We start from the raw sequence: 11,675 nt of genomic DNA on the forward strand, positions 1-11,675 counted from the left end.
AAAGTTTTTTAAATATGTTAAAGTTGTATAAGAAAATTCGTCACTTTAACACCTTGTAAATCAGTACTGATTAGTGGCCAACATGACCAAAGTACATGCAACTTCGACTTCTATCTCATTGTCTCTAAGTAATTTATATAACTCTGAATTTTCCGTTCCCGGATTAAATATGATTCTTTTGGGCTTGATTTTAAGAAAATCCTCGTAATTTTCAGGCTGACGTGCTGCTCCTATATAAAGTGTAATAGTATGTATGTTTTGAAAATCGTTTAAATTAGTCTTAATTTGTATTCCCCTTATTTTGCCAGCTTTTAAACCAAAAGCTTCAGTTTCTATGTTATGGTCCATAAGCCGATTCACGGCCAAATTACTATAACGATTCGATTTTAGGGATACACCAAAAACAAGTGTTTTTTTCATTTGTTTTGAAGTTGTGTTAAAGTTTTAAAAAGACTGTAATTATTCTTGACCGCATGCGTCCTTGTTTTGACAGTATGTAGTTAAATATAGATTTTAGTTGTTGACGATGCTATATGTTTATAGTTAATGGTTAGTGTTTAGTATAGTTGACTCGATGACAGAAACCCCGGCCTTTGGTCGGGGTTTTGTCTTATTTAAAATCGATTCAATGGTATTTTTACCAACGTATGATAACGCTTCCCCAGGTGAATCCACTGCCGAATGCAGCCAAAACTACTAAATCACCTTCTTTCATCTTTTCCTGTTCCCAAGCTTCGGTTAAGGCAATAGGTATTGAAGCGGCTGTAGTATTTCCGTAGTTCATAATATTATTGAAAACTTGGTCATTTGAAAGACTAAATTTCTTCTGAATAAACTGCGAAATACGAAGATTAGCTTGATGAGGAATCAACATATCAATAGCTGTGGGCGGAAGGTTGTTAGCTGCTAAACCCTCCATAATTACTTCACTAAAGCGCACTACTGCATTCTTAAAAACGAATTGGCCGTTCATATGTGGCAAATATGATTCATCATCAGGATTGTTATCCGCTATAATCTCGTTCACCCAACGACTACCCATTCCTGGCGCAATCAAAGAAAGCTCTTCGGCATGTTCCCCTTCAGAGTGTAAATGTGTAGAAAGAATTCCTTTTGAATTATCTTCTTCCCTAGTAAGAACTGCAGCACCTGCTCCATCACCAAAAATAACTGAAACTCCGCGTCCACGAGTGGTCATATCCAATCCTTTTGAATGAATTTCAGAACCAATAACTAAAATATTCTTGTACATGCCACTCTTAATATATTGGTCCGCAACAGACACTGCATATACAAAGCCAGAGCATTGATTGCGCACATCTAGGGCTCCAACAGTCTTGATACCCAAATCGCGTTGAACCAAAACCCCAGGTCCAGGGAAGTAATAATCAGGACTTAAAGTTGCAAAAACGATAAAATCAATATCATCCTTATCAATACCTGCTCGCTCAATAGCTATTTTGGCAGCTTTGACACCCATAGAGGTTGTTGAGTTACCATCATCTTTGGTCACATGTCTGCGCTCTTTAATTCCTGTGCGTTCTTGGATCCATTCATCGCTGGTTTCCATCACTTTTGATAGATCATCGTTTGTAACTACGTTTTCAGGAACGTAATAGCCCAGTCCTACTATTTTTGAGTTGTACATTGTATTCTGAATTTAAGTTTTAATCAGTCCTTGTTTGGTATTTTCTCAATTTAAAATCAATTCTTTTGACATTAAATTTTCTTACTTTAGAATAATTTCTATTGAATATAGATATTTTAACTTTCTAACCAGAATTGAAAGATAATAAAAGACACCTTATATCATGAAAAAAATAGTCCTCATTGCATTCATTCTCGCTTCTACTTGTGTCCTCTCTCAGGAAAATACCAGTTATCAAAAGCCACCCGAAGCAATTTTAGATTTGGTAGATGCGCCATTAGCACCCTCAGTTCTAATTAATGATAGTGGAGAACAAATGGTACTTCGGTATAGAGATTACTACAAATCAATACAGGAGCTCTCGGAAACAGAATTACGTTTGGCAGGTTTGCGCATTAACCCTAAAACCAATATCGGTAGTAGAACCAATTACTGGAATAATGTTAAAATCAAAACACTCAAAGGAGCTGAAATAAAACAGGTAGAAGGTTTACCTGCAAATGCAAGGCTAGCTAATTTTAGCTGGTCTCCCGACCAGACTAAAATGGCAGCAACAAATACTACTTCAGAAGGTGCGGAAGTCTGGGTGATAGATTTAAAAGAAGCGACAGCTCAGAAACTTACCGATGCGACCTTAAATGCCAATATGCGTGACGTAATCAGTTGGTTTAAAGATGGGGGAAGTCTTTTGGTTAAAATGCTTCCCGAGGACAGAAAAGGACTAAAAAATGCGGCGCTAGCCGTGCCTGAAGGACCTACAATTTCATCAAATGATGGAAAAAAAGCCCAAAACAGGACCTACCAAGATTTACTTAAAAACCCAACTGACGAATTTAACTTTGAACAATTGGCACGTTCGGAATTATATAAAGTAAATATGGATGGGTCAAAATCAAAATGGATGGATGCAAATCTTTTTTCCTCCATAGACTTTTCACCTGATGGTGAATACGTAAAAATTGTTACCGTAAAAAGACCATTCTCTTATTTGGTTCCCTATTACAGATTTCCTTCTGAAACCAGTATATATGATAAAAATGGTGGTTTAGTTTCAGAGATTTTGGAAGTCCCCCTAATTGAAGACCTCCCAAAAGGTTTTATGGCAGTTCGAATGGGGATGCGTTCTATTAGCTGGCGAAATGACAAACCATCTTCCTTGATTTATGCGCAGGCATTGGATGGTGGAGACCCCGCAAACGAAGTGGAATTTAGGGATGAAGTATTTGAAATGGATGCCCCTTTTAATAAAGCAGGTAAAAGCATCCTAAAAACAATTAACCGTTATAGTGGCATCCAATGGGGAACTAAAAATATAGCAGTTGCCTATGACTATTGGTGGAACACTAGAAATACCAAAACTTATTTGTTTAACCCTTCAAAAAATACTCAGGAACCTAAAATTCTATCTGATAGAAATTATCAAGATGTTTATAGTGATCCTGGTGATTTGGTAACCGAACTGAATGCCTATGGTGAATCAGTGATTGCTTTAGATAAAAATAATGATGCCTATTTATTAGGAGATGGGTACACCGAAGATGGGCAGTTTCCTTTTGTTGACAAATTCAATCTAAAAACACAAAAAACCTCAAGATTATATACGTCAAAAATTGAGGGAAAGAAAGAAGGCTTAATAGAATACAAACCTCAGAAGGACCAACTACTGGTTCGCATAGAATCTCCGAATGAATACCCAAACTATTATTACAAGAGTTTAATTAAGCGAAAAGGAAAAGAACAACTCACTAATTTTGAAAACCCATTCAAAAGCATACAAGACGTTCACAAAGAGGTTATTACTTACAAAAGAGAAGACGGGCTAGAGCTAACCGGAACACTGTATTTACCAGTAGGTTATAACAAAGAGAATAAAGAAAAGAAGCCTATGATTCTTTGGGCGTATCCGCGAGAATTCAAAGATAAAAATAGTGCTTCTCAAAACACTCAAAACCCAAATGAATTCACTTATCCTTACTGGGGTTCTCCCATATATTGGGTAACTCAGGGCTATGTAGTTCTAGATGACGCTTCTTTTCCAATTATAGGAGAAAAAGATGAACAACCCAATGACACCTTTAGAGAACAGCTCGTTTCTAACGCAAAAGCGGCTATTGATGCAGTAGACAATTTAGGCTATATCGACAGAAAAAAAGTAGCTGTTGGAGGTCATTCTTATGGTGCATTTATGGTAGCAAACTTACTTTCCCATTCGAATTTATTTGCTGCAGGAATAGCTCGAAGTGGAGCTTATAATAGGACATTAACTCCCTTCGGTTTCCAAAGTGAAGAACGGAATTACTGGGAAGCGCCAGAGGTATATTACACGATGTCTCCGTTCATGCACGCAGAAAAAATGAAAACACCTTTATTATTAGTTCATGGTGAAGCAGATAATAATTCAGGTACCTATCCCATGCAAAGTGAACGCTATTTCAACGCCTTAAAAGGTTTAGGTGCGACTGTGAGATTGGTGATGCTACCAAAAGAAAGTCATGGGTACCGCGCAAAAGAAAGTATTCTTCATCTTTTATGGGAACAAGATGAATGGTTAAACAAATATGTAAAGCAAGAAGGATTACCATTGGATCTGAAGGAAAAACCAATTGATAAAGACTAATCCAAGTACTTTTTAAAATTGTTCACTTTTACATTAGCCTTCAAGTCATGAAGTAAGTTGAAGAGTCCGAAAAAGGTCCGGTTCATATACAGAAAGTGCTTTGAACCTCTATTACCATTCATTTTTCGTATTTCCGTGTCTTTGGAAAACTGCTCACTAAGTTCGGCTATGCTATTCCAGAAATCATCAGCACCGAAATCGAACTCTTCTTCGTTTAAAGGTGCAGTAAAAAGAGTTAGCATTTCCTTAAACATAGCTTTGAAAAAGACAATTTCTTTGGGAGTATCTGTTGGAGTCAAAATTTCCAACTCGTACATCTTCTCTGTGAAACTAGTATCGTTTTGAAGAATTTCTTTTTTAGATAATTCGAAATAAGGCACATAAAACTCGTCAGGAACTTCTTTGATACAACCAAAATCGATAGCGATTAAATTACCCTCTTCGCTCACCAAAAAGTTACCAGGATGGGGGTCTGCATGTACTTTTCGTAAGATGTGAATTTGATACATATAGAAATCCCATAAGGTTTGACCCAAATTATCGCCCAATTTTTGAGAGAAATCAGTTTTGGCAAATTCACTGAGATGAACGCCATTCATCCAATCCATTGTAATTATTCGCTCACTAGACAGGTTTTCATAATATTTAGGAAATTCAAGTCCCTCTATTAAAGAACACGATTCCGTGATTTCTTTACTTTGGGCTATTTCTAACAAATAGTCAGTCTCTTCAAATAATTTATCTTCAACTTCCTTAAAATATTTGTCTGAATCTTTTCCCTTAATGTTAAACATTTTTAGGGCAATCGGTTTTACCAGAGCCAAGTCGCTACTGATACTTTCAGCTACACCCGGATACTGAATTTTCACTGCCAATTCTTTCCCATCTTTGCTTGCTTTATGTACCTGACCAATACTAGCGGCATTGATAGAATCTCTATCAAACGTATCATATATTTCCTCAGGATATTTACCCAAGTACTTTTTAAAAGTTTTACGCACCAGTGGCGCAGAAAGTGGAGGAACAGAAAACTGGGAAAGTGAAAATTTATCTACGTAGGCCCTAGGAAGCATATTCTTCTCCATACTAAGCATCTGAGCCACTTTTAACGCACTTCCTTTGAGTGTTTTTAAGCCATCATAAATATCCTCAGCATTATCTTCGTTCAACTGCTCTTTCGTCAACTCGGGATTAACCAATTTTTTGCCGTAGTATTTGACATAATTCCCTCCGATTTTGACACCCGTTTTCATGAGCTTACTTGCCCTTTCAATCTTTCCGGTGGGAATTTTATCTAATGTCTTCATACACTTTCAGAGGTTTGGGAATTAAACGAACTTTTCCTTGAAAAGAAACTTTCCAAAGTCAATGATATTATCTAATGGAGTATTGTCGAAAACATCGAAAATTGTGTTGATGGACTTTTCGATAGCAACATCGGTTTTTTCAAACCCCGCAGAATCGTCATCCATCCAAAACTTCAATATGAATAGGAACTGAAGCCAAGCACCTTCTGAAAATAATTTTGGATTGTGTTTTGTTATTTTTAAGGATTTCGTTGCATTACCATCTTCAATTAGCTCAGCAGAAAATGCTTTCACATGCCTTCTTAGATCCTTTAGCTGTTCCATATTCTTTAGCACTGTTCTATCACTTGACAATGCAAAGAGAGCATAACTCCTATTAAGCGTCAATAGCTCAAAGAAGGAGTAAAAGAAGGTCAACATTTTGTCCTTATTGGTAAAAGAATCATATTCTTTATTCTTCTCAATTAGGCTCTTAGTATTTGTATAGAATTTGGACCAAATTGATTTTTGAATTCCTTCAACTGAACCAAAATTCTTATAGAAAACTGCCTCGTCAATATCATTAACTTTACAAAATTTATACACCGATTTTGGCACTACTTCATGCTCCAGAACATAATCCATGTACATAGAGATAATTACGTCATCTGTAATTTTTTTAGTTTTCGTTTTTGTAGCCATTTTTATCTTATTTAGTATATCAAATTTACGTATTGATAGCCTGATTTTGCGTTAAGCAAAAGCTAATCTTATTGCCTAAATGTATAAAAACGTGCTCCCGAGAAGAAAGCACGTTTTTCAAACAACCTAACCAATAAATAATCATCAATCAAAAAATAATCTTTTTCACAGCAACCTTTTCATTAATGACTTTGTAAATATAATTACTGTTTAATCTTTATACAAATTTATTAAACAATAATTTTGTTAAATCTTTCACAATAAGGTATTTGCAATTTTTAGTGTGTCAGTTTGTCATTTTAACCCATTGTGGTATTTTTTTTGACTAATGAAGTAAAGAAATAAAACAAATAGAAAGATTCTTGTCTTTTCAGGAATACTAATTAAAGAAATACTCATATAGGATTCCCGTCGTTACGGGAATGAAAATAAAGTTCACTATTTATGGCAAAAGGTAAAATAAACGTATCAGTAGAAAACATTTTTCCTCTGATTAAGAAATTTCTTTACAGTGATCACGAAATCTTTTTACGTGAATTAATATCAAATGCGACAGACGCAACGCTCAAGCTAAAACACCTTACCTCAATTGGAGAAGCCAAAGTAGAATATGGTAACCCCATGATTGAAATCAAAGTCGATAAAGAAGGAAAGAAGCTTCATATTATTGACCAAGGTATTGGTATGACCGAAGAAGAAGTAAAGAACTATATCAATCAGGTTGCTTTCTCAGGTGCTGAAGAGTTCTTGAACAAATACGAAGATGGCGCTAAAGACACTGGAATAATCGGACACTTCGGTTTAGGGTTCTACTCTGCCTTCATGGTAGCTGACAAAGTCGAAATTATAACAAAGAGTTATAAAGATGAACCAGCTGCGCACTGGTCATGTGATGGTTCTCCAAATTTCACTTTAAAGAAGGGAAAGAAAGAAGACCGAGGTTCTGAAATCATACTTCACATTGCGGATGATTCCACAGAGTTTTTAGAAGATAATCGTATTAATGAACTGCTAAATAAGTACAATAAGTTCATGCCTATTCCGATTAAGTTCGGAATGCGCACTGAAACTCTTCCTAAACCAGAAGATGCTAAAGAGGAAGATCCTGCTCCTACTGAGGAAGTTGATAATATTGTTAACAATCCAAACCCAGCTTGGACGAAGCAGCCTGCTGATTTAAAAGACGAAGATTATAAAGGGTTCTATCGCGAGTTGTACCCAATGCAATTTGAAGAACCTTTGTTTCATATTCATTTGAATGTAGATTATCCGTTTAACCTAACGGGAATTCTGTACTTTCCGAAGTTGACACAAGATTTGAATCAGCAGAAGGATCGGATTCAACTCTATCAAAATCAAGTTTTCGTAACGGATAATGTAGAGGGAATTGTTCCAGAATTCCTGACCATGCTACGCGGTGTTATTGATTCGCCGGACATTCCATTAAATGTATCTCGTTCATACTTACAGGCGGACGGAGCGGTAAAGAAGATTTCATCCTATATCACACGAAAAGTAGCTGATAAATTGAATTCTCTTTTCAAGAACAACCGTGAAGAGTTTGAAGCCAAATGGAATGATATCAAAATCGTCATCGAGTACGGAATGCTTTCAGAAGACAAGTTCTTTGAAAAAGCGGACAAATTTGCTTTGTATCCAACGGTAGACGGAAGCTTCTATACCTTTGAAGAACTTCAAGAAAAAATTAAAGATAGCCAGACGGACAAAGATGACAAGTTGGTTATCCTTTATGCATCTGACAAAGAGGCACAACACAGTTATATTGAGGCTGCCAAATCAAAAGGGTACGAAGTGCTATTAATGGATTCTCCAATCATTGGTCATTTAATGCAGAAGTTAGAAACTTCAAAAGAGAAGATTTCTTTTGCCCGTGTTGACGCTGACCATTTAGATAATCTGATTAAAAAGGAAGATACACAGATATCTAAATTATCAGACGAAGAAAAGGAAAAACTAAAAGCTGATTTAGAAGCAACTATTGAGAATAAAAGTTACACTGTTCAGTTAGAAGCTATGGACAGTGATGCTTCGCCATTCATTATTACGGAGCCCGAATTCATGCGTCGCATGAAAGAGATGCAACAAACGGGTGGCGGTGGAATGTTCGGTATGGGCAATATGCCTGAAATGTACAACCTCATCGTCAATACCAATCATGAACTAGTCGGAGAGATTCTAAACACCAAAACGGCCAAGAAGAAAGAACGTTTGATAAATCAATCGCTTGATTTAGCGCGTCTTTCAAAAGGTTTATTAAAAGGTGAAGAATTGACGGAGTTTATCAAACGAAGTTATGAGATGGTGAAATAGACGTTAGACGTTAGAAAATTATAAAAACCGCCTCATTTTTCTTTCAGGCGGTTTTTTAACATACTAATCTTCAAAATTTATAGGAAAAATCGTCTTTATTCCAAATAACTTTCACACCTTTGTACTAGACATTTTGCTTACTTATGCAGAACGTCTTTAGCCCCCCTCTTATTCGAACTCCCTATTTGTGTTTATCACTCTTAACACAAAGGCAATTCATCATGACGATAACTGAAATAAACCCTATAGGAAACTTTGACTCCTGGGATGAAGCCCGATTAAAAGAAATCAAGGATGAAAAGTTCAGCTTAGATATAGGAAAAATACTTTTTGAGAACAAGGAACTCAAACTATGGCAAATTGAACTAAAACCTTTTGAAAGACTTCCATTTAGACATCATAAGAACAATTATAGTTGCATAAGTTTTACAGACGGTCTTGCGCTATCTAGAAATATAAACGGTCAAATTATCTTATTAAGGCTTCAAAAAGGTGATCATTTTTATAGGGAGTGTGCAGAAATAGAAATGATTACTGACTTTGAAAATGTAGGTGAAGACCCAATAAAAATTGCCATTGTAGAAGAACTGGTGGAAGCAAAACACAAAGCAAAAAACAGACTTTAGTCAATCTTGAAAATACGCTGAAATTCGACGAATCATTACCAATAGATAGGTCCTTTACCTAAATACTTTTCAGCAATCGGTTGATAGTAATCCAACACCTCGTCCAAATCATATATTTTTTGGCTTTTGGTATATAGGTCGAATTTGTTGAAGTCTTTGATGATTTCTAAATATGCTTCATCTTTTTCATTCAACAATTCGGCATAGCCACCACCTGAATGCCAGGGGTAAAAAGAATGATATCGAATCATGACCATCGCCTCTTCTGGAAGTTTGTTATCCACGTGGTTGTTTAAAACTTGGTACAAATATTCATCATGCCCCCATGCTAAATCTAAATTATCTATACCACAGCCTTTTTCATAAATTCCGGTTGAGGTATTATAACGTTCGTCATGCATATCGGGATTCGTTTCATTGAATTCTGGATAAACACATGAATCAGGTAGGGCACAACCGACAACAAAAACATCGCCCACCATGCCCCATTGCTCAGCTTGGCTAGTGCCATCTTTATCGCTACCCCAAAGAAACATAACTTTTCCAAGGTCGTGAATTAATCCGGTCAGTTGCATCCAATCGGGTCGCCCTTCAGCTCGAATGGCTTCGGCGCTTTGAATCAAATGCTGTACGTTTGGAAGATCTAAATCAGGATCACTAACATCGATAAGACTGTTTAAGTGACGCATAGCCTCCCATAAATCCATGGGTTTATCAAACTTCAGGTATTTTCTATGCATGCTTTTCACATAATCCAAAGTCTGATTTTTCCGCATTTTTCGATAATGCTCCTTCACAGCAACTGATACATCAGGTGCGTCGTAATTTCTAAAAGTTTTCTCTTCCATTGCTAAACATTTCCTAGAACAAGGTACAAAATAACCGTAATAACTACTAAGAACAGACTAAAGGGTTTTGCGTACTTCCACGGGGTAAGGTTAAGTAAACCAGCATCTTGTATTTCAAATGGTTTGTCTTTCGGTAGTAAGAATGAGGCCAAATGCATTATCAATATATTTAAAACGAACTCGATGCCCCAAATATGAACAAAGTGCAAATTTACCTCTAACATGTAGTACATAATGACGTAGAAAAAGAGTCCGAACACTAAACCTACCTTTGCTCCATATGCTGAAATTTTTGGAAAAACAAAACCAGCAATAATAACACTTGCGATTGGAATGAAAAATATTCCGTTGAGTTGCTGCAGTAATTGATACAATCCGTCTGGTGCGTTTGCTACAAAGGGGGCGATACCAATTGCAAAAATGGCAAGAAGGGCAGATGTCCATTTTCCGACTCTAACCAATTTTCTTTCTGTTGCACCCTTAGAGATATATCTTTTAAAAACACCCAAGCTAAATACCGTCGCCGCGCTATTCAAAGCGCTATTAAATGTACTGAGAATAGCTCCCATCATAACCGCAACAAAGAAACCTGTCAACCAAAGTGGTAGTACCTTCTTTACTAAAAGCGGATAAACACTATCAGGATTATCATATAAACTTTCACCGAAATAATAGAAACCGATTAGTCCTGGAAGCACTATAACCAAAGGAACCAAAATCTTCAAAAATCCCGTAAAGAGTAATCCTTTCTGGGCTTCCTTTAGATTGACCGCTCCTAAAACCCTTTGAATGATAGACTGGTGCATCGTCCAGAAATAAATTTGATTGACCATCAAGCCTGTAAACAAAACCTCAAAAGGTAGAATCGCAGAACGAGCCCCTTCCCCTACTCCTGATTCTCTGCTGACCACATTAAATTTTTCAGGACTATTTTCAAAAACCATGCTCAGGCCCTCAAATGGGTTTCCATCACCTATGCTAAGTAGAGCCAAAATTGGAACAAGCAATCCTGCTACAAGTAATCCGAAGCCATTAATTGTATCGGTATAGGCTACCATTTTGAGCCCTCCGAAAATTGCATAAATCGCTCCAATTACACCAACTACTAAGATGGTAACCCAAATACCTTCGGTTTGAGTTACATTCAGTAAGTCCGAAATTTCAAAAATAGCCTCAATATTTAATGCCCCCGTATATAAAACGATGGGAAGTAAAGTAGCAACAAAAGAAATAATCAGCAGTAAAGCTACCATAGTACGTGTAAGTCCATCAAAGCGTTTTTCAAGAAATTCAGGAATTGTGGTCAATCCCATTTTTAAATACTTCGGAGCAAAATATAAGGCTCCTAATACCAAGGCTAAAGCCGAAGTAACTTCCCAAGCAACAATAATCGCACCATTACGATAGGCAGAGCCGTTCATACCTACCAAATGCTCTGTGGAAATATTAGTTAGCAAAAGAGAGCCTGCGATTATAACTCCCGTTAAAGATCTTCCCCCCAAAAAGTAGCCGTCTTTCGTATTTAGTTTATCACGACGCAGTTTCCAGGTAGCATAGAATGCCACAAATCCCGTAAACAAAAGAAAGGTTAGTAAGGCCATTTTTTAAAAATAAACA

9 protein-coding genes are annotated in these 11,675 nt (G+C 36.6%); 3 read left to right on the forward strand and 6 right to left on the reverse strand.

Annotation, left to right across the window (positions count from 1 at the left end; translation table 11 throughout):
* Positions 1 to 60: 60 nt before the first annotated feature.
* On the reverse strand, positions 61 to 420 hold the full coding sequence (locus tag ACKWCD_RS14290) for a CoA-binding protein (RefSeq protein WP_413984638.1): 360 nt from the start codon (positions 418 to 420) through the stop codon (positions 61 to 63).
* A 217-nt stretch (positions 421 to 637) separates the two neighbouring features.
* On the reverse strand, positions 638 to 1,648 hold the full coding sequence (locus ACKWCD_RS14295; protein WP_413984639.1) for a 3-oxoacyl-ACP synthase III family protein: 1,011 nt from the start codon (positions 1,646 to 1,648) through the stop codon (positions 638 to 640).
* Positions 1,649 to 1,811: 163 nt separating this feature from the next.
* On the opposite strand from ACKWCD_RS14295, the gene ACKWCD_RS14300 reads away from it, so the two are divergent.
* Positions 1,812 to 4,265 (forward strand): alpha/beta hydrolase family protein, encoded by a 2,454-nt coding sequence (locus tag ACKWCD_RS14300; protein ID WP_413984640.1) that lies wholly within the window; start codon positions 1,812 to 1,814, stop codon positions 4,263 to 4,265.
* On the opposite strand, the gene ACKWCD_RS14305 is transcribed toward ACKWCD_RS14300, so the two are convergent.
* Both ACKWCD_RS14305 and ACKWCD_RS14310 read right to left on the reverse strand, forming a co-directional pair.
* The gene (locus tag ACKWCD_RS14305; RefSeq protein ID WP_413984641.1) at positions 4,262 to 5,572 is read right to left on the reverse strand and encodes an ABC1 kinase family protein; all 1,311 of its coding nucleotides are present in this window, start codon (positions 5,570 to 5,572) and stop codon (positions 4,262 to 4,264) included. The genes ACKWCD_RS14300 and ACKWCD_RS14305 overlap by 4 nt on opposite strands.
* A 21-nt stretch (positions 5,573 to 5,593) precedes the next feature.
* Positions 5,594 to 6,253 (reverse strand): TetR family transcriptional regulator C-terminal domain-containing protein, encoded by a 660-nt coding sequence (locus ACKWCD_RS14310; RefSeq protein WP_413984642.1) that lies wholly within the window; start codon positions 6,251 to 6,253, stop codon positions 5,594 to 5,596.
* A gap of 444 nt (positions 6,254 to 6,697) precedes the next feature.
* Here ACKWCD_RS14310 and htpG point away from each other — a divergent pair, with 444 nt between their 5' ends.
* A complete protein-coding gene (htpG, locus tag ACKWCD_RS14315) occupies positions 6,698 to 8,584 on the forward strand; it encodes a molecular chaperone HtpG (RefSeq protein WP_413984643.1) in 1,887 nt (628 codons plus the stop codon).
* 221 nt (positions 8,585 to 8,805) lie between these two features.
* Positions 8,806 to 9,210, forward strand: coding sequence for a hypothetical protein (locus ACKWCD_RS14320; RefSeq protein ID WP_413984644.1), 405 nt, complete (start codon positions 8,806 to 8,808; stop codon positions 9,208 to 9,210).
* Positions 9,211 to 9,245: 35 nt separating this feature from the next.
* On the opposite strand, the gene ACKWCD_RS14325 is transcribed toward ACKWCD_RS14320, so the two are convergent.
* Together ACKWCD_RS14325 and ACKWCD_RS14330 are read right to left on the reverse strand one after the other, a co-directional pair.
* Complete coding sequence (locus ACKWCD_RS14325) at positions 9,246 to 10,058, reverse strand: inositol oxygenase family protein (protein ID WP_413984645.1); 813 nt, start codon at positions 10,056 to 10,058, stop codon at positions 9,246 to 9,248.
* Positions 10,059 to 10,060: 2 nt separating this feature from the next.
* Positions 10,061 to 11,659, reverse strand: a complete 1,599-nt coding sequence (locus tag ACKWCD_RS14330; protein ID WP_413984646.1) for a solute:sodium symporter family transporter — start codon at positions 11,657 to 11,659, stop codon at positions 10,061 to 10,063.
* Between the last annotated feature and the right edge of the window lie 16 nt (positions 11,660 to 11,675).

Origin of the sequence: Maribacter taeanensis (assembly GCF_047345145.1) — a bacterium.
In the GTDB taxonomy this organism is placed as follows: Bacteria; Bacteroidota; Bacteroidia; order Flavobacteriales; family Flavobacteriaceae; genus Maribacter_C.

Excerpts from the sequence above, each read along its gene's own strand:
- ACKWCD_RS14330 (WP_413984646.1), bottom strand. The coding sequence starts at position 11,659 with ATGGCCTTACTAACCTTTCTTTTGTTTACGGGATTTGTGGCATTCTAT.
- htpG (WP_413984643.1), top strand. The coding sequence starts at position 6,698 with ATGGCAAAAGGTAAAATAAACGTATCAGTAGAAAACATTTTTCCTCTG.
- ACKWCD_RS14305 (WP_413984641.1), bottom strand. The coding sequence starts at position 5,572 with ATGAAGACATTAGATAAAATTCCCACCGGAAAGATTGAAAGGGCAAGT.
- ACKWCD_RS14300 (WP_413984640.1), top strand. The coding sequence starts at position 1,812 with ATGAAAAAAATAGTCCTCATTGCATTCATTCTCGCTTCTACTTGTGTC.
- ACKWCD_RS14310 (WP_413984642.1), bottom strand. The coding sequence starts at position 6,253 with ATGGCTACAAAAACGAAAACTAAAAAAATTACAGATGACGTAATTATC.
- ACKWCD_RS14320 (WP_413984644.1), top strand. The coding sequence starts at position 8,806 with ATGACGATAACTGAAATAAACCCTATAGGAAACTTTGACTCCTGGGAT.
- ACKWCD_RS14325 (WP_413984645.1), bottom strand. The coding sequence starts at position 10,058 with ATGGAAGAGAAAACTTTTAGAAATTACGACGCACCTGATGTATCAGTT.
- ACKWCD_RS14290 (WP_413984638.1), bottom strand. The coding sequence starts at position 420 with ATGAAAAAAACACTTGTTTTTGGTGTATCCCTAAAATCGAATCGTTAT.
- ACKWCD_RS14295 (WP_413984639.1), bottom strand. The coding sequence starts at position 1,648 with ATGTACAACTCAAAAATAGTAGGACTGGGCTATTACGTTCCTGAAAAC.